This window comes from Streptococcus parasanguinis (genome assembly GCF_015557775.1).
In the GTDB taxonomy this organism is placed as follows: Bacteria; Bacillota; Bacilli; order Lactobacillales; family Streptococcaceae; genus Streptococcus; species Streptococcus parasanguinis_AA.
This window is the reverse complement of sequence record NZ_JADNOY010000008.1, coordinates 70,016-89,084: the sequence shown is the minus strand read 5'-3', so window position 1 is coordinate 89,084 and position 19,069 is coordinate 70,016. Positions and strand designations below refer to the sequence as shown.

Below are 19,069 nucleotides of genomic sequence, written 5' to 3'. Positions count from 1 at the left end.
GCCCTGCACATTGGTTCGTCTTGTTCAGTTTTCAAAGGTCTTTGTCGCTCTCGCGCGACAACTATATTAGTATATCATGACCTGGCCTTACTGTCAACACTTTTTTTCAAAAAAATTTTATTTTCTTAAAAAATATTCTTACTCTTTTGGGTTATCTAAAAAATCAGGAGCAAAATTGCTCCTGATCCTTCTATAATTTAATTGATGTTTTTAATCTCTATTCTTTTACTTCCAATAGACCAATATCTCCATCTTCTCTACGGTAGATAACATTAGTTGTGTTGTCTTCCACATCACGATAAATGAAGAAGTCGTGTGCTAATAGATCCATTTGAAGAATAGCTTCATCTAAATCCATTGGTTCTAGATCAATTGTTTTTGAGCGAACAACTTTTTCTGTGGTTGTTGCTTCTTCTACAACTGCATCGGTAAATAACTTACCTGCACCAGACTTAATACGATTTTTCTTTTCGATTTTTGTTTTATTCTTACGAATTTGACGTTCAATTTTATCTACAACCAGGTCAATTGAACCGTACATATCCTGAGACACATCTTCTGCACGAAGTGTAATAGATCCAAGTGGAATGGTTACTTCTACTTTTGCGGTCTTTTCACGGTAAACTTTTAAGTTTACACGAGCGTCTAGCTCTTGATCTGCCTGAAAATATTTTTCAATCTTTTCGAGTTTAGAAACGACATAGTCGCGAATGGCTTCTGTTACTTCTAGGTTTTCACCACGGATACTATATTTAATCATATTAGTACCTACTTTCTAAACATTATGTTTTTATTTATATGTATATTATAACGCTTTCATAATTTTTTTGCAAATCTTTTTTTATCTCGCGATTGAAAATGTCTTTATTTCTTTCACACCTTTTTCAATTAACAGGCGCTTCATTAATTCGATTGTTTTGCCAGTTGTGTAAATATCATCGAAGATAAGATACTTTCGCTTTTCTGGAACTTCTTCTGTTAATTGAAAGTGTTGAGAGGTTTTTAATCTTTCTTCTCTTGTTTTTTTTGATTGTGCCAAGCTGTCTTCTTTTTGAAATAGAGGGCTGTACTTTATTTCTGCAAAATCAAGTATTGTCGAGACTTGATTGAATCCTCTCTCCTGCTTTTTTTCATGGCTAATTGGAGTTGGTATTATTGTATAGTTTTTATACTTTTTCAACGCTTTTTTGATGTCACTTGCAAATACCATTCCTAACAAACGATCTCCTTCAAATTTATATCGTTTGAAATAGTCTTTCATTGCTCCATTATATCTATATAAAGCTTCATGTTGAACAGTATTCCCTTTGTCTTCCCAGAACTCACAATCTTTACATACTTTCTCCTCCTTATATTTAAAGCACCTAGGACAATGAATTTCGCCAATTTGTTCGAAGTTTTCTTTGCATTCTTTACAAATCCATTTTTCTTGTTGATTTATAAAAATAAGATCTGTGAAATGTTCACTAGTTTTTAACTCTTTATTACAAAGCAGACATTCTTTCAAAATCCAGCCTCCTGATTCATTTGTTTTATTTCCTTGATTGCTTTTTTCATTTCTTTTGTTATTCCATCTGATAAAAAGAGCAATTGGCCTGTTGTTCTTTCTTTGCTACGTCCAACTCTTCCTGAGATTTGTACAAGGGCGCTTTTCGTAAACAAGCGATGGTTGCTTTCTAAAACAAAAACATCTACAAGCGGAAAGGTCACTCCTCTTTCTAGAATGGTAGTTGAGACTAGTATTGTTTTTTCTTTATTTCTAAATTCTTCTACAATTCTCAAGCGATCCTGTGTCTGAGAGGATACAAAACCTACTTTTTCTTTCGGAAAGTATTTTTTTATATTCTCTTTAAATTGTTGTCCTAATTCAATTTCAGATACAAAGATTAACAATGGGTAGTGAGTCTGTCTTTGCTTCTTGATCAGTTGCAATAGTTGGTAAGGGATTCTTCCTTTTTCTATTTTTTCTCTAATTTTCGGCACCCATTTTATTTCAGGGACCACTAGTGGGTTCCCATGAAATCTTCTTGGAAGACTATAACGAATGATTTCTTTTTTCTTGACCTTTTTATCTAACTCATCTGTAGAGGTTGCTGTTAAATATAGGGTATTCCCCTCTTTTTTTATTGCATTCTGAGCTGCTTTATATAAGATTGGATTGTCTACATAGGGAAAAGCATCTACTTCATCTATAATAAGGAGATCAAAGGCCTGATAAAACTTTAGCAATTGGTGGGTTGTAGCGATCACCAAGGGTGTTCTAAAATAGGGTTCCGATTCTCCATGAAGCAAAGAGATGGGGCAGGAAAAATCTTCCTTCATTCTTCCGTACAATTCTATACAGACATCGATTCTTGGGGTAGCAATACAGACTGCTTTTCCTGCCTTGATCGCTGTTGCTACAACCTGATACATCATTTCTGTTTTTCCAGCTCCTGTCACAGCATGTACCAAGGCATGTTTTCCTGCTTTAACTGCTTGGATAAGTCCTTCAGATACCTCTTGTTGATAGGAAGTCAAGGTTCCCTTCCAGTTTAACACCTCCTGTCCTTCAAAGTCCTTCTGTGCAATAGCATAAAGTTTTTGATCACTCCGGATCCTTCCCAATTGGATACAGGCTCTACAATACAGCACCTCCTCACTCAACTTCCAAAGTTTTTGATCAATCAAACTGCCACATCGAAAGCATTGGTACCTTCCATTCTGTTTTTCTATAGCGGGAAGTTCTTGGGCAATTTCTTTTAAATCATTTGTCATTTGACTCTCCGTTAAGAGTCTTCCATAAGATTCTTCTATCTTCATACTTATTAATTCGCAAAAGTTGGAGAAAATCATTCTTTTTTTGTAAAATAAGAATATGGAATATGTTACATTTAAAGAGAACGGCACTGTTCAAGAAGAAATCAAAAAATCAAAATTCATTTGTCATGTCAAGCGAGTCTCCTCTGAAGAGGAAGCTAGAGATTTTATCAATGCCATCAAAAAGGAACACTATAAGGCTACACATAACTGCTCTGCTTTCATCATTGGGGAACAAAGTGACATCAAACGGACCAGTGACGATGGAGAGCCTAGTGGAACCGCTGGGGTACCGATGTTAGGAGTTTTGGAGAATCATCGCATCACTAATAGTTGTGTCGTGGTTACCCGCTATTTCGGAGGTATTAAATTAGGCGCTGGCGGTCTGATTCGTGCTTATGCTGGAAGTGTTGCACAAGCAGTTCGAGAAATTGGACTGGTAGAAATCAAAGAGCAAGTGATTCTTGGGATCACACTTTCTTACTCCCAATACCAAGAATTTGCTAATTTCTTAAAAGACCATCAATTGGCGGAACAAGATCCGATGTTTACAGATCAGGTAATGACAACTATTTTTGTAGATAAAGAAAACACAAACTCTATCACAGCAGCTTTAGTCGAATTTTACAATGGCAAAGTCATTATTGAGGATCAAGGAATTCGTGAGGTTGAAGTACCCCTATTTTCTGTAGAAAAATAATTAAAATACTATCGGCAACGATAGTTTTTTTTTATCACACCCATAAAATTTCTATATTTTACATTCTTCCCGCAAGGGACTATACTTGTTAGTATCAAGAAAACCTAGAACTGAGGTATATTATGACTATTTATGAAAATATTACAGAACTGATTGGGAACACTCCGATTGTCAAATTGAACCGTCTTGTTCCTGAAGGAGCTGCAGATGTCTATGTCAAACTCGAAGCTTTCAATCCTGGATCATCTGTTAAAGACCGGATTGCTTTGAGCATGATTGAAAAAGCTGAAGCGGATGGCTTGATCAAACCAGGTGATACCATTGTCGAAGCAACTAGTGGGAACACAGGGATTGGCTTGTCATGGGTTGGCGCAGCTAAAGGCTACAAAGTTGTGATTGTCATGCCTGAAACCATGAGTGTGGAACGTCGTAAAATCATCCAAGCCTATGGAGCTGAACTCGTTTTGACTCCTGGAAGTGAAGGAATGAAAGGCGCTATCGCTAAAGCTGAAGCAATCGCTGCAGAAAGAAATGGCTTCCTTCCTCTTCAATTTGAAAACCCTGCTAACCCAGAGGTACATGAAAGAACAACAGGACAAGAAATCGTTGATGCCTTTGGAAAAGATGGTTTAGATGCTTTTGTCGCAGGTGTTGGTACTGGTGGTACTGTTTCTGGTATTTCTCATACTTTGAAAAAGAATAATCCTGCTGTCAAAGTCTATGCCGTTGAGGCCAATGAATCTGCAGTCCTTTCTGGCGAAAAACCTGGACCACATAAAATTCAAGGGATTTCAGCTGGTTTTATCCCAAATACTTTAGACACTAATGCATATGATGGTGTTCGTCGCGTATCTTCAGAAGAAGCTTTCGAACTTGCACGCGCTATTGGTGGTGCTGAAGGATTCTTAGTCGGTATCTCAAGCGCAGCTGCTATCTATGCTGCTATTGAAGTCGCAAAAGAATTGGGAAGCGGTAAAAAAGTTCTTGCTCTTGCACCAGATAATGGAGAACGTTACCTTTCTACTACCCTTTACGAATTTGAATAATTCTCTATATTAAAAAAACTTCGGTAGGTTTCATCAACCTATCGAAGTTTTTATTTTTTTTCTTGTTTGCTAAAGAATACCTTTCCTTCTTTGACCCAGGTCGGCATCTGTTGAGCTAAGGGCGCAAAACCACTCTTATGGCGGTCATTTGAAAAACGATGGTGTCGAATGCTTCGTTGTGGTGTTTCTTCTAGTGTTCTCAGAGAGAGGCTAGCTTTCTTAGAATATTCATCAACATCGATGACTTGGACAAAGACCTTCTCCCCAATCGACAGAATATCCTGAATATTACTTACATAACCACTTCTAATCTCTGAGATATGAATCAAGCCCATCACACCCGACTCCAGTTCGACAAAGGCGCCATAAGGTTGAATGCCTGTAATGGTCCCTTCTAACTTATCTCCAATTTTCATATTAGTCCTCAATTTCGATGGTTTCAATCACGACATCTTCTACTGGCTTATCCATCATCCCTGTCTCAACAGCCGCGATATCATCCAACACAGCAAAAGAAGCTTCATCCATCAATTGACCAAATACTGTATGACGTTGATCTAGGTGAGGAGTTCCCCCTTCTGTCGTATAGATTTCTGCGATTTTTTCAGGCCAGCCACCGCGGACCAATTCCTTTTTCGAATATGGAAGATGTTGATTTTGTACAATAAAGAATTGGCTGCCATTTGTGTTTGGTCCAGCATTTGCCATCGAAAGGGCTCCGCGAATATTGTACAATTCTTTTGAAAACTCGTCTTCGAAGCTCTCCCCATAGATGGATTCACCACCCATACCTGTGCCTGTTGGATCTCCCCCTTGGATCATAAAATCTTTAATAATTCGATGGAAAATGACACCATCATAATAGCCAGACTTAGCAAGAGCTACAAAGTTTGCAACTGTTTTTGGCGCTTGATCCGGGAACAATTGAATGTTCATCTCACCGTGATTGGTTTTGATCACAGCGACAGGACCGTCAACCGTAGCAAGTTCTAACTGTGGTAATGTCAATTCTTTTTCAACCATATTTAACTCCTCTAAGGCATAGAATATGCCATCTTCTTCTAAATTCTTAGTGATATAATCAGCTTTTTCTTGTAACTCTGGGGCAGATTTTCCCATTGCGATACTAATTCCAGCGTAATCAAACAGTTCTAGATCATTTAATCCATCCCCAAATACTAAAACATTCTCTGGCTTCAAGCCCAAATGATTTACAAGATGAGAAACTCCTGAAGCTTTTGAAGCTTCAAAGCGAACAACATCTGACGAATGGGGATGCCACGAAACTAGGCGCAAGTTCTCTTGCAAAGAAGGGGGCAACTCTAGCTCACTATCCTGTTCATCAAAGGTCCACATTTGGAAAATAGGTTCTTTCAAATGCAGGTCTGGATCTACTGGTAAGTTTGGATAAATGATGTCAATAGCATCACTGATCAAGGGTGTCCGATTAGACAGGGAAGCTTGATGACTAGCTACTAACCCATAATCAATCTCGGATTCTTTGGCCCAATCCACAAAAGAAGAAACGATTGCTTCATTGATTGGTGATTGGTAGATCACAGTTCCTTTTGTATCTTCTATATAGGCACCGTTTAAGGTTACTAGAAAATCAGGCTTTAAGTCCATGATTTCAGGAACAACCCCAAAAATCCCTCTACCCGTTGCAATCCCTGTTCGGATTCCTTTTTCTTTCAATTGATGAAAGACTTCTTTGACAGATTCTGGGATCAATCCAGTTTCTTTTGCACGTAATGTATCATCAATATCAAAAAAGACGATTTTAACTTTTTTGGCTTTATAACGTAATTTTGCGTCCACTTGTCTCCCCCTATGATCATGCTCTATTATAGCATGTTTCCCTTTAAAAATCTTCTTGATTCACCAGATGGTGTCGGAAGGCATAGACGACTGCTTGCGTCCGATCACTGACTTCTAATTTGGATAAGATGTTGGAGACATGGGTCTTCACTGTTTTTAAAGAAATGAAGAGTTCATCTGCTATTCGTTGATTTTCATATCCTTTCGTCAATAAAGCTAGAATATCTCGTTCTCTAGCTGTCAAATCATCATGCAATTCAGCATGATTCTTTCGTGACTCAACCTTTTGACTAACTTCTGTCTCAATTGCAAATTCTCCCTTTGCAACCTTTCTGACAGCCTGTAAGATCTCAGTTGCTGACGAGGTCTTTAAAATATACCCTTTTGCACCTGCATCTAAGACTGGGTAAATCTTTTCGTTATCTAAATAAGACGTCAAAATGACAATTTTAGCTTCCGGCCACTCTTTTAGGATGGCTAGAGTTGCATCGATACCATTTAGCTCTGGCATCACAATATCCATGATGATGACGTCTGGTCTTTCTTTCAGCGCCAACTCCACGCCTTCTTGCCCATTTTGTGCCTCTAAGACTTGCTCAATATCGGTTTGCATGGACAAAAAGCTTTTCAATCCCAATCGGACCATTTCATGATCATCTACTAATAATACTTTCATACAGTTTCCTTTTCATTTTTATCTTTTACAAGGAGGGGAACACGAATATCTACAGCCACTCCCTTTTGAGGACTCGTTCTTATTTTAATGGTTCCCGCCATGTCTTCTACACGTTCTTGAATATTTTTCAACCCATAACTCAATCGTTCCAATTTTTCCTGCTCAAATCCGATTCCATCATCTACCATCCGTAAATGAAGTTGTTTTCCTTCCTGATGCAAAAAGACATCCATTTGTTGAGCTCTAGCGTGTTTCAAGGTATTGCTGACAATTTCTTGGACGATCCGAAATAGATGTTCTTCCATTTCTTTTGGAATGCTCACGTCATTATGATGGAAGACAACTGCTAGGTTACTCTTTTCCTTCAATTCTCTAAAAATCATCTCCATCCCTTCTACCAAACTTTTTCCTTCCAATTCTGTAGGACGAAGATGTAGGAGCAAGACGCGTAAATCATTTTGGGCTGTACCTAGAATATCTGACACACCATTTAGTTGCTGCTGGATCTGACTTTTCTCTAACTCAAGAGCCCGTGCTGCCACTCCAGATAAAATCATATTGGCTGCAAACAATTCTTGACTAACCGTATCATGTAGATCACGCGCAATTCTCTTACGCTCGATTTCCACAATTTCTTCTTCATTTCGCATCACACGATTTTCACTCTTTTGTAAATTTTCTTCTAGTCGAAGTAATTTGCTGTCCAATAAATCTAACTGTTGATTCAATTCTTTGGGGGCAATTTCTTTTCGCTGTGAAGCAGTCAGGATAGATTCTACCTTTTGTTGTACTGCATGAACTGTTACAAATTGCGTGATTTTGATAATTAAGACAACCAAAGCCGTCAATGCAAGCGTCAGACTAAAAACCAAAAATAGGAATGACTGAAGCAAGGAAAGATCTGAGAGAAGTTTGCCCCACTGAAAACCAACAAAATGGAAAATGGTATGACAAATGACCGCAACCACCATTAGGGAATAGAAATACAATAGGAGATAGTCTAATTTCTTCATGCGCGAATCACCTCAACACCCCCAACAATACCAACTAACACAATTTTTATAGAACGGTGCGATCTCCGATAGTGTGCCGTTTCAATGTCTATGGTTTCATTCCTCATTTTACGGACAGGAAGATCCAAAAACTTCAGATCTCCATACAGGGTGTTAATTTGTAAATGCAATTCCAAATCAATCGGTAAGATAATTTTTGTATTTCCAAACCCTTTCCGAATGATCACTACATTGTCCCAATTGCAAATGGCTACCTCCTCTAAATGGAGGGTGTCATTCCCAAAAACTCGGATCACATTCAGATCTCGATACCCTCGACTTTGCTTTGAAAAATGTTGTAAATCACCAATCCATCGAGTTTTTTCCTGACGAATTTTCGTATCCTCTTCAACATCAAACACAACGGCTTCATTTTCCTTATACATATAAGGGTAGGCAATCAATAAACCATAAACCACCGCAAATAAAATGGCTGCAATCACAAAAGGATTCAGCATCACGATAAAAAACAAGAGCACACTCAGCGCGATTAATAGAAAATTTGCTTTTTGTTTGCCAAAATAGTAATACAAAAGGAGCAAAAAGAGAACCATCAAGACAACAAATCTGGAAAAATCGATTGATAAAATGGTGATAGCTGCTAATGTTAACAAAACGGCTTCAACGAAAATAAAAATTTGTATTTTCCACATAGTCTACCTCATCTTTTCCTATTTTATCAAATTTTTCCTCATTTGACTTCCGTCTGTGGTTGGATAAACGCAGACAATCAAAAAGACTCAGAAATCCATCTGAGTCTTAGACTGATTTATGAATCTCCACCAGTTGCACTACTGCTAGAACTTTCTGTATCTGATCGTTCACCAGAGGATGAACTAGATGTATCAGAACTTGATGAGGCTTTCGTACTTGAAGAAGCTGTCACTTTAGGCTCATATACAGTCAAAACAATTCGTGTTCGGTTAATATCCACCGTACTCGAAACTTCTGGAGTTTGACTAACAATTTGACCGGCAGAAACAACTACCCCATCAGGGAGATGTTCTGTTTTTCTTAATTCGATATTGGCTTCTTTAATACCATAGATCTCAATCAAATTACTTCTAGCAAAATCATAAGTTGATCCAACATAGTTTGGCATTTCAATTGAAGTCGTTTCTTTCGCTACTTTCAAAACAATCTTGGTTTTTGAATTCAGAGAATATTGCTCTCCTGGAGCTGGGGTTTGTTCAAGAACTGTCCCTGCAGCATAATCGAAGGTCTCAACTTCTTCAATCGTGATCATTTTGCTTGATACTTTATAAGTATTTTTCAGATCTTCCTCTGCTTTAGCTCGTGTTTCTCCTACATAGTTTGGCATTTCAAAACTATTTGGACCTTTTGAAACAATCAAATCAATGCGACTTTGTTCTTTCTTTTGAGCACCTGCATTTGGATTGGTTCGAATGACATAGCCTTCTGCAACCGAATCACTGTACTCTTCTTTCTCTTCACCGACTTGAAGGTCTTGTCCCTCAATAACCGCTCTAGCTTCGGCAATGGTTTTGCCGGAAACATCTGGAACGGTTTTATTGGCTGGGCTCATATACAACAAGAAAGTAAAGGCAGCAAGAACTAGGGCAATAGCAACAAACAAGACCTTGTAGCGCGCCCGCAAACGTCTTCTTGGCTTTTTACTTGGTGCCATGGTCTGCTGGTCAGATAATGGTCGATTAGGATCTACCGAACTAATTTCACTACGAACCTCAGAGATTGGAACAGGAGCTGTCTTTGGAGTTGGACTCATTTTTGGAAGAGTCTTCGTATCGGCTTTTACTTGGTCTTCAAAAACCAGTTTTTTCTCATTTCTTCTCTCATAGGACAAGCAACTTGAAAGATCCACATACATCTCTGCCACTGATTTATAGCGATCTGTCAGTTTTTTAGCTGTCGCTTTGATCACTACATTTTCTAAGGCTTGTGGAACATTCTTATTTTCCTCCCGAATAGAAGGGAGTGGCTTTTGAAAATGTTGCAAGGCGATGGTGACTGCACTATCTCCATCATAAGGGATGTGTCCCGTCAACATCTCATAGAAAATGATCCCCATCGCATAGATATCACTTTGAACCGTTGCTTTTGAACCACGTGCCTGCTCAGGGGACAAATAATGAACCGATCCCAACATTGAGTTGGTCTGGGTCAAGCTAGTCTCTGCAAAGGCCACTGCAATCCCAAAGTCTGAAACTTTTGCTGTTCCATCTGGTGTCAAGAGGACATTCTGTGGTTTTAAATCTCTATGGATAATGCCACGCGTATGGGCAAGACGCATAGCTAGAAGAATCTGTCCCATCAAACGAACAGCTTCTTCATTTGATAAAGGAGCATTTTCTTTGATATAGCGTTTCAAGTCTAAACCTGCAACATATTCCATTGCAAGGTATTGTTGTCCTTCTTCTTCGCCAATGTCTGTAATCCGAACGATATTTGGATGGTCCAGCTCTGCCATCGCCTTTGCTTCACGCTGAAAACGCGCAACTGCAATGGGATCCGTCTGGTAATTCGTACGCAGTACCTTGACTGCAACTTCTTCCCCATCTAAAATCAAATCACGCGCAAGATAAACATCTGCCATCCCGCCGCGTCCAATTTGTTGGATGATTTTATATCGCCCGGCAAAAATTTTGCCGATTTGAATCATGCTGCGTCCTCCTCAGTAAAGTGGAGCAGTACAACAGTGATATTATCCAAGCCTCCAGCATTATTGGCAAAACGAATCAAGGTTTGAGCTTTTTCGTCCAGTGAAACATCACTCAAGACAATATCTCTGATTTCATCCGGGCCAATCATATTAGTTAAACCGTCACTATTGATCAAAATATAATCATCTGCTTCAACCGTCACCAAACCATAATCCGGCTCCAACTCATCTTTTTGGCCAATGGACTGAGTGATGATGTTACGTTGAGGATGATGGGCTGCTTCTTCCTCTGTGATTTGACCTGCTCGCAAAAGAGCATTTACAAGAGAATGATCACTGGTCAACTGCTGGTATTCGCCCTGACGAATGAGGCCAATCCGCGAATCTCCAACATGGGCATAAATCACTTGTCCTTCTACAAAAGCCAAAGCTTCCAGTGTCGTTCCCATTCCTTTGTGCTCATCATCTTGCCCAGCTAAATGGATCCGACGGTTCACAGCTTCTAAATGTTCTGCAAACCATTCCCGTACTTGATTAACCGTCTCGATCTCAGAAGAAACCCAAGCCGCACCTAGGTCTGTGACTGCCATTTCACTAGCAATATTTCCGGCACGGTGTCCTCCCATACCATCAGCAAGTAAAACCATAGATTTTCCTGCCTTGTTTTTATATTGATTTGCATAGTCTTGGTTATTTGTCCGTCTTTGACCTACATCGGTTAAGATCGTAATATCCATACTGTCAGTTTCCTCCTGATATTATGAGATTCTCTTAAAACGACTGATAAAGAAGCCGTCGCTTCCATATAATTCGGGTGTAATAAGGAAACAATCATTTTTAAGAATATCTTTTCTTTCGTGATCCAATGGGACTTGTTCGAAATTTGGATGGTTTTTCAAAAATTGGTCCACCACTTCAAAATTCTCTTTACCCATAATTGTACACGTACTGTACACTATTATACCACCTTTACGCACACTTTGACAAACACTATCCAGAATGGCCAATTGAATAGCTTGTAAAGATATAAAATCTGCACTCTCTTTATTGTACTTGATATCAGGCTTTCTCCGTATCAAACCAATCCCGGAACAAGGCGCATCCACCAAAATTTTATCGAAAGCATCAGGTCCAAATGTTTCAAAGACTTTTGTCGCATCTAACTTCTTTGTCAAAATTTTGTCCGCAACATGGAGCCGATTAGCATTTTCTTGAATCAATTTGAGCTTATGGTCATAGAGATCCAAGGCTGTGACTTTCCCAGTTGTGAGATAAGAAGCCAGGTGAGTCGTCTTTCCACCTGGCGCCGCACAGGCATCTAAAACCCACTCATCTCCTTGCAAATCCAAAGCCGGTGCCACCAATTGACTGGACTCGTCTTGAATAGTAATGCGCCCTTCTTTGAACAAGGAATGCGCTGCAAAATGTCCCTGTTCTTTCACGAGAGCGGACGGAGCAAGTAGAGAGGAGGTTGCTTCGAGTAGCTGAGCCAACTCTTCTTTTTCGTCTAGATCAATCACACGAATACTGGATTTATTACGCTGATAGAGACTCTTAAAAATAGCGCAAGCACGTTCCTCACCGTATTCTTCGATCAATGCTTTGACCAACCATACAGGTAGGGAATACTCTACCGAATAACGTTTGTTCTTTCGCTTGATCGTATCAATAGCTGGTAGCCCCTCGCGGAGGAGCTTTCTAAGAATAGCATTGACAAACTTCTCACTGCCTTCTTTTCGACGTTTTGCTATCCGAACAGCTTCATTGACGATGGCATGATCGGGAATGCGGTCTAAATAAACAAGTTGATACAAACTCATCATCAAAAGATAATAGAGCCAAGGATCCAATTTCGTCCGGTCTTCAATTACGTGGGCGAGATACCACTCGAGTGTTATCTTCCGTGCTACAGTACCGTATACAACTTCCGTAACAAAGCTTCTATCTTTATCTGAAAGTTGAGAGTGTTCTAGCGCTTGATTTAGGGCAATATTAGAATAAGCCCCCTGTTCAAAAACCTCTTCTAACACTCGAACGATCTGTTCACGCGCATTCATTTGTTTAACTTCCAAAGTGATCTCCTACTTTCAATTGACGGCCAGCGCCATTCAAAAAGTCTGTGATGGACATTTTTGGTTTTCCTGCCGGCTGCACAACTTTGAGGGACAATGCGCCTTCTCCTGCAGCGACCAGCAACTCTTTTTTGCTCAAACCAATCACTTCTCCAGGATTTCCATTTCCTTCGCATAGCTCTGCTTCATAGACTTTGAAGCGTTGACCATTTAATAACGTATGAGCGACCGGCCAAGGATTCATCCCCCGGATCTGATTAAAGACTTGGCGATTGGTTTTGGTCCAGTCCAAAACCTCTTCTTCCGGTGAAATATTCGGTGAAAATGTGACCAAACTTGGATCTTGTGGACTTGGCTTGATCTCCCCTGCCAGGTAAGCTGGCAAAGTATCTAGGAGTAAGTCACGTCCAAGGACTGCCAATTTTTCAAACAAAGTTCCCACATTGTCCTCATCTAAAATTGGGAGAGAACGAGCTGAAATCATGTCTCCGGCATCCATTTCCTTGACCATTTCCATAATTGTAACCCCAGCTTCTTCATCACCATTGATCAGGGCATAGTGAATGGGAGCTCCACCTCTATATCTAGGCAATAAAGACGCGTGGACATTCACCGCAAATTGGAAGTTCTCCAACAATTTTGTCGGTAAAAATTGTCCAAAAGCAGCGGTCACAATTCCATCTGCATCAAGTGATAAGAGAGTTTCCATTTCTGGACTACCCGATAATTTCTCCGGCTGAAGAACCGGTAGTTGATGTTCCAAAGCTACCTGCTTCACCGGGGTCATTCGAATCTCTTTTTTGCGACCTACTTTGCGGTCTGGTTGAGTCACAACTGCCAAAATTTCATAGCGCGAATCTGCTAACAATCCCTTTAAAACCGTCGCTGAAAAATCAGGCGTTCCCATAAAAATTAATTTTGTCATTTCTTTCTTCCTTACATAAAGCTTTGAGGTTCATTATCAATACTGACACGTAGATCTTGGTTGCCTCTTTCTTGTGTAAATTCTAGGATTTGATTCAAGACCTGTGTCATGCCTTCTTCGAAACGATATTTCACAATGATTTGATAATGATACAAATTATGTGTGCGTGCAATTGGTTTAGGTGTTGGTCCTAAGATTTGGACCTGATCAGATAAGCCAGATCGGAGAATTTCCATGACCTGATGTGACTTCTCCATCACAATTTCCTCACTCTTATGGGATAGGGTTAACCCAACTGTGAAGTAATAAGGCGTATAGCCTAACTGCCGGCGAATCTGCATTTCATAGGCAAAAAAGCCTTCATAATCTTGGTCTTTGGCAAATCGAATCGCATAATGATTGGGGTTGTAGCTCTGAATGATAACCTCTCCTTCTTTCTCTGCTCGTCCGGCCCTTCCTGCCACCTGAGTCAAGAGTTGAAAGGTTCTCTCAGAGGATCGATAATCCGGTAAATTTAAAGAAGTATCCGCATTCAAGACACCCACTAATGTCACATTTGGAAAATCCAAGCCCTTCGCAATCATTTGCGTCCCTAACAAAATATCCGCTTCTCCATTCCCGAAAGCATCTAATATCGCTGCGTGGCTCCCTTTTTTTCGAGTGGTATCCACATCCATGCGCAGAATTTTAGCCTCAGGAAAGATCTCTTGTAACTCATCATAAGCTTTTTGCGTTCCTGTCCCATAATAACGAATGGAAGGACTTTGGCAATTTGGACAGTGTCGAGGAATCGCTTTGCTATAGCCACAATAATGACAGTTCATGGTTTTAGTATCCATGTGGAGGGTCAGTGAGATATCACAATTGGGACAAGTATCTACAGTTCCACACTCACGACACATGACAAAGCTGGAATAACCACGGCGGTTCAACATCAAGACAACCTGTTCTTTTTTCTGCAAGCGATCAGCAATAGCTTCCACTAGAACCGGAGTGAAGTTACCAGCTTCATTTTGGCCAATATAATCACGGAAATCAACGACTTTAACTTCTGGAATTTTGGCTGCCGGATTGGCCCGCTGGGTGAGACGAATTAATTCATAAACTCCTTTTGTTGCACGAGCCCGTGATTCTAGACTTGGAGTAGCAGATCCAAGAAGCAAGACTGCTTGATTGTACTGAGCCCTTAGGACTGCGACTTCCCTTGCGTGGTAGCGTGGATTACTATCTTGTTTGTAGGAAGCCTCATGCTCCTCATCAATAATAATCGCTCCGATGTTTTTTAAGGGAGCAAAGATGGCTGAGCGTGCTCCAACGACTACCTTGGCCTCCCCACGTTCAACTTTTCGCCATTGATCATACTTCTCACCATTTGATAAGCCCGAGTGTAGAATGGCTACTTCCTGACCAAAACGAGAGATAAAACGATCCGTCATCTGTGGCGTCAGGGAAATCTCAGGAACCAACATAATAGCCGTTTTCCCCTTATTTAGAACTTCTTGAATAATCTGCAGATAAACTTCTGTTTTCCCACTTCCAGTCACACCTTCTAATAAAAAAGGCTTTGATGATTTCCCAATTTGAGAAACTACTGTTTCGACAGCTTTTGCTTGCTCTGAATTTAAAAGCAGAGCCTGGGTCTGTCCTTTGCCTTCATAATATGCAGCCGCCCGATTCACTTCTCGTTCTGTTATTTCTAAAACACCCTGATCAATAAAATAGGCCACTACTTCTCGTGAAAAATCCTGATACAATCCTGCTAAGGGTTGCTCCCCTTGCTCTAATAACAGGTGCTCTTTCAATGCTAGCCTTTTTTTTGCTCTCGCTGATGGTTGAAGTTCTTTTAATCCTTCCTGGTTAACGCGATACCATTTTTCTGTTTTAATTTGTTTCTTATCCTTGGCCTTGTATTCGAGTACCAAATCTCCTTTTCTGACTAACCGCATCACTTGGGCTTGATCGGCCGCATCCAGAGAAGAAAAAGAAACTTCATTTTTTTCACCAAAAAGTTTCACTTTGAGAGGGGAATCTAAAGAAGGTTGAGGATACAAAATCTTATCATAACTCGAATTGAGGAGAGAAGGAAGCATGGTTTTTAAAATCGTGATCTTATAAGAAAAAACACTTTTTCGTAATTGATCTGCCAACCAGAACTGCTCTTGATTTAAGACCGGAGTGTAATCCAAGACCTCCACAATCGCTTTTAATTCCTCGCTTGTGTCTGCCTCTTCTAAAACATCTACCACAATTCCTTGAATGAGGCGATTCCCTTTACCAAAGGGGACATGAACTCGCATACCTGCCTCCACCATATCCTCAAATTCTGATGGGATCTGATAAGAATAGGGTTTATCTGTCTGCATCAATGGGACATCTACGATGACTTTTGCTATCACTTTTTCACCTCCAGCCTCTATCATATGAGCTTTACTTTATCACGGAACCCTTTAAATAGCAAAAAATAAGATTGAGAAGCCCCAACCTTAAATTTTTTCACCATCTTCTTTTTCTTTGGCAATTTGTTCCTTAATTTTGCGCTCTTCTTCTTCTTTGCGAATCCGCTCTGCTTCAATCCGACGACGAAGCGCTTCACGTTTTGCTTCTGGATCCGGGTGAACAACTACGTTTCCAGACTCGATTTCTTCAAGCGCTTGTAATGTTGATTTAACTGATTGGAATTCTTGAGTTGGTACTGCACCACTTTCCAATTCGTGGGCCCGTTTTGCCTCAAGAATGACCAATGAATATTTTGATGGTACTTTGTCAAGCAATGTATCAATAGAAGGTTTTAACATCATATTCCTATACCTAATTTCTAATTATTTATCTCTTCACAATAGTTTGTGTTTTTGGTAACATATCCAGATAATGGCCAATGACACGGTCTACACGGAAATGCTCTGCTTCGATCACACGTTTGACACGTTCAGCAGCAAGAGGAACTTCATCGTTCACAATAGCGTAGTCATATTCACGCATCATGGCGATTTCTTCTTTTGCTTTTTCAATCCGTTGCGCAATAACTTCTGCACTATCTGTCCCGCGACCCACTAATCGATCTTGCAATTCATCCAAATCAGGCGGAGTTAAGAAAATAAAAACTGCATCTGGAACTTTCTTCTTTACTTGAAGGGCACCCTGAACTTCAATTTCAAGGAATACATCGATTCCCTTGTCCAAGGTTTCATTCACATAGGTTAAAGGAGTCCCATAGTAATTTCCAACGTACTCAGCGTACTCCAACATTTGCCCTTGACGGATCAAATCTTCAAATTCTTCACGTGTACGGAAAAAATAGTCGACACCATCCACTTCACCTGGACGTTGTGCACGCGTCGTCATCGATACAGAATACTGAAACTGATTGTCCGAGTTTTCAAAAATTTCTCGTCTGACCGTTCCTTTTCCAACCCCCGAAGGGCCAGAAAATACGATTAATAAGCCACGATCCGCCATGATTTCTCCTTCAATGTCTTTCTATCTAGTGTAACAAAAATCGGCCTAATTTTCAACTGATTTTTTCATTCAAAAAAGCTTGAGATGCTAGATCTCAAGCTTTTGTTTATTTTGCGTAATCTACTGCACGCAATTCTCGAATCACGGTAACCTTAATGTTTCCAGGATACTCAAGATTGGACTCGATCTTCTCACGAATATCATGAGCTAAGATCGTCACTTTATCATCCTTGATTGCCTCAGGGCTAACCATAATACGGAGTTCACGACCCGCTTGAAGGGCGAAACTTGTCTTAACTCCTTCAAAACTATTTGCAATTTCTTCAAGATCTTGCAAGCGTTTGATGTAGCTTTCAAGTGACTCACTTCGTGCTCCAGGTCGAGCTGCACTCAAGGCATCCGCTGCAGCGACAATGACTGCGATGACACTTTCTGGTTCCACGTCACCATGGTGACTGGCAATGGTATTGACAACCACTGGGTGTTCCTTGTACTTCCGTGCCAATTCAGTTCCAATCTCGACGTGACTTCCTTCCACTTCACGGTCAATCGCTTTTCCGATATCATGTAAGAATCCTGCACGTCGTGCCAAGGTAGCATTTTCACCCAACTCGCTAGCAATAATACCAGAAAGTTTAGCAACTTCAATGGAGTGACGCAAAACGTTTTGACCATAAGAAGTACGGAATTGCAACCGTCCCATGATTTTCATCAAATCTGGATGGAGGTTTGGCGCACCGATTTCATAGGCAGCCGCCTCACCGTATTCACGAATCCGGTTGTCAATTTCCTGGCGGTTCTTCTCAACCAGCTCTTCGATGCGGGCTGGATGGATCCGACCATCTTTGAGAAGGCTCTCCATTGTCATGCGGGCGATTTCACGACGAATCGGATCAAACCCTGACAAGGTCACCACTTCAGGCGTATCATCAATAATCACATCGACACCTGTCAAACTCTCAAAGGTACGAATATTGCGACCTTCACGACCGATAATCCGACCCTTCATACTATCGTCCGGCAAATGAACGGTTGAGTTTGTTTGCTCAGCAACAAAATCACCCGCCATTCGCTGCATAGCTTGCACGAGAATGTCTTTTGCGATTTTATCAGAACGTTCTTTCACTTCCAATTCAGCATCACGAATCCGTGAGGCAATTTCTTTTGAAAGTTGCTCTTCCGTCTGACTCAAAATAATGTCACGCGCTTCTCCTTGACTTAGAGCAGCGACACGTTCCAGTTCTTCTACTTTCTTGTGTTCAAGCTCTTCCAGCTGTTGTTCACGCGCATCAATGTGTTTAGTTCTATCTGTAAGACTTTGCTCTTTGTGTTCAAGAGACTGTTCTTTGCTTGTTAAAATGTCGTCTTTGCGATCAAGATTGCTAGCACGTTCTGCCAAACGGCTTTCTAATTGCTTCAATTCTTGTCGTTCTGACTTAAACTCAGCATCGACCTCTTCACGATATTTTCTGGCTTCTTCCTTTGCCTCCAAAAGTGCTTCTTTTTTAAGTGAACTTGACTCATGCTTCGCCTCTTTTAAAATCAAATCGGCTTCGCGTTCAGCCTGTCCACGTAAATTCGTTGCTTCTTGTTCAGCATTCAAAAGGGTGAGTTCCGCAGCTTCTTTTGAAGCTTTCATTTTAAGAGCAGTTCCCACATATCCAATGACTAAACCAATGACCGCGGCAAAAACACCTGTAATAACAAAATTCATGCTTTTACCCCAAATCTATTTAATTAGTTGAATTAAAAATTCTTTTACATTTTACCATAAATTACTAAAATTAACAATCTAAAAAAACAGGAAAAACCTTTTATATTTTTGCTTAACGCTTATTCTTTTATCGTCTTTTCTTTCATGGAACATCTGTGAGGAATTCATTT

At 40.2% G+C, this 19,069-nt stretch carries 18 protein-coding genes; 2 read left to right on the top strand and 16 right to left on the bottom strand.

Going from position 1 to position 19,069, the window contains the following annotated elements; translation table 11 throughout:
- Positions 1–217 precede the first annotated feature (217 nt).
- The 3 genes from hpf to I2F76_RS09880 form a co-directional block, all read right to left on the bottom strand.
- Positions 218–760, bottom strand: coding sequence for a ribosome hibernation-promoting factor, HPF/YfiA family (gene hpf, locus I2F76_RS09890; protein ID WP_049496195.1), 543 nt, complete (start codon positions 758–760; stop codon positions 218–220).
- Between the two features lie 81 nt (positions 761–841).
- Positions 842–1,507 carry a ComF family protein gene (locus I2F76_RS09885; RefSeq protein WP_195487768.1) on the bottom strand — a complete coding sequence of 222 codons (666 nt, stop codon included), beginning with the start codon at positions 1,505–1,507 and terminating at the stop codon, positions 842–844.
- Positions 1,504–2,802, bottom strand: a complete 1,299-nt coding sequence (locus I2F76_RS09880; RefSeq protein WP_195487769.1) for a DEAD/DEAH box helicase — start codon at positions 2,800–2,802, stop codon at positions 1,504–1,506. The genes I2F76_RS09885 and I2F76_RS09880 overlap by 4 nt, the downstream gene beginning before the upstream one ends.
- 55 nt (positions 2,803–2,857) lie before the next feature.
- On the opposite strand from I2F76_RS09880, the gene I2F76_RS09875 reads away from it, so the two are divergent.
- Together I2F76_RS09875 and cysK are read left to right on the top strand one after the other, a co-directional pair.
- Positions 2,858–3,499 (top strand): YigZ family protein, encoded by a 642-nt coding sequence (locus tag I2F76_RS09875; protein WP_195487767.1) that lies wholly within the window; start codon positions 2,858–2,860, stop codon positions 3,497–3,499.
- A gap of 122 nt (positions 3,500–3,621) precedes the next feature.
- Complete coding sequence (gene cysK / locus I2F76_RS09870) at positions 3,622–4,545, top strand: cysteine synthase A (protein ID WP_195487766.1); 924 nt, start codon at positions 3,622–3,624, stop codon at positions 4,543–4,545.
- A 50-nt stretch (positions 4,546–4,595) separates the two neighbouring features.
- On the opposite strand, the gene I2F76_RS09865 is transcribed toward cysK, so the two are convergent.
- The 13 genes from I2F76_RS09865 to I2F76_RS09805 form a co-directional block, all read right to left on the bottom strand.
- Complete coding sequence (locus I2F76_RS09865; protein ID WP_195487765.1) at positions 4,596–4,961, bottom strand: S1 RNA-binding domain-containing protein; 366 nt, start codon at positions 4,959–4,961, stop codon at positions 4,596–4,598.
- 1 nt (position 4,962) lies between these two features.
- The gene (locus I2F76_RS10705) at positions 4,963–6,363 is read right to left on the bottom strand and encodes a bifunctional Cof-type HAD-IIB family hydrolase/peptidylprolyl isomerase (protein WP_195487764.1); all 1,401 of its coding nucleotides are present in this window, start codon (positions 6,361–6,363) and stop codon (positions 4,963–4,965) included.
- 43 nt (positions 6,364–6,406) lie between these two features.
- The gene (locus I2F76_RS09855) at positions 6,407–7,039 is read right to left on the bottom strand and encodes a response regulator transcription factor (RefSeq protein WP_061591377.1); all 633 of its coding nucleotides are present in this window, start codon (positions 7,037–7,039) and stop codon (positions 6,407–6,409) included.
- Entirely contained in the window at positions 7,036–8,052 is a 1,017-nt protein-coding gene (locus I2F76_RS09850) for a sensor histidine kinase (protein WP_195227763.1), read from the bottom strand. The genes I2F76_RS09855 and I2F76_RS09850 overlap by 4 nt, the downstream gene beginning before the upstream one ends.
- Complete coding sequence (liaF, locus tag I2F76_RS09845; protein WP_129299755.1) at positions 8,049–8,744, bottom strand: cell wall-active antibiotics response protein LiaF; 696 nt, start codon at positions 8,742–8,744, stop codon at positions 8,049–8,051. Before liaF ends, I2F76_RS09850 begins: the two co-directional genes overlap by 4 nt.
- Before the next feature lie 116 nt (positions 8,745–8,860).
- Positions 8,861–10,732 carry a Stk1 family PASTA domain-containing Ser/Thr kinase gene (gene pknB / locus I2F76_RS09840; RefSeq protein ID WP_195487763.1) on the bottom strand — a complete coding sequence of 624 codons (1,872 nt, stop codon included), beginning with the start codon at positions 10,730–10,732 and terminating at the stop codon, positions 8,861–8,863.
- Positions 10,729–11,469, bottom strand: coding sequence for a Stp1/IreP family PP2C-type Ser/Thr phosphatase (locus I2F76_RS09835; RefSeq protein WP_195487762.1), 741 nt, complete (start codon positions 11,467–11,469; stop codon positions 10,729–10,731). The genes pknB and I2F76_RS09835 overlap by 4 nt, the downstream gene beginning before the upstream one ends.
- A gap of 21 nt (positions 11,470–11,490) precedes the next feature.
- Positions 11,491–12,804, bottom strand: coding sequence for a 16S rRNA (cytosine(967)-C(5))-methyltransferase RsmB (rsmB, locus tag I2F76_RS09830; RefSeq protein ID WP_195487761.1), 1,314 nt, complete (start codon positions 12,802–12,804; stop codon positions 11,491–11,493).
- Positions 12,794–13,729 carry a methionyl-tRNA formyltransferase gene (fmt, locus tag I2F76_RS09825; RefSeq protein ID WP_195487760.1) on the bottom strand — a complete coding sequence of 312 codons (936 nt, stop codon included), beginning with the start codon at positions 13,727–13,729 and terminating at the stop codon, positions 12,794–12,796. Before fmt ends, rsmB begins: the two co-directional genes overlap by 11 nt.
- Before the next feature lie 11 nt (positions 13,730–13,740).
- Positions 13,741–16,149, bottom strand: coding sequence for a primosomal protein N' (locus tag I2F76_RS09820; protein WP_195487759.1), 2,409 nt, complete (start codon positions 16,147–16,149; stop codon positions 13,741–13,743).
- A 63-nt stretch (positions 16,150–16,212) separates the two neighbouring features.
- Positions 16,213–16,527, bottom strand: a complete 315-nt coding sequence (rpoZ, locus tag I2F76_RS09815; protein ID WP_003010339.1) for a DNA-directed RNA polymerase subunit omega — start codon at positions 16,525–16,527, stop codon at positions 16,213–16,215.
- Positions 16,528–16,552: 25 nt separating this feature from the next.
- Entirely contained in the window at positions 16,553–17,185 is a 633-nt protein-coding gene (gmk, locus tag I2F76_RS09810; RefSeq protein WP_003003905.1) for a guanylate kinase, read from the bottom strand.
- A gap of 106 nt (positions 17,186–17,291) precedes the next feature.
- Positions 17,292–18,899 (bottom strand): ribonuclease Y, encoded by a 1,608-nt coding sequence (locus I2F76_RS09805; RefSeq protein WP_195487758.1) that lies wholly within the window; start codon positions 18,897–18,899, stop codon positions 17,292–17,294.
- Between the last annotated feature and the right edge of the window lie 170 nt (positions 18,900–19,069).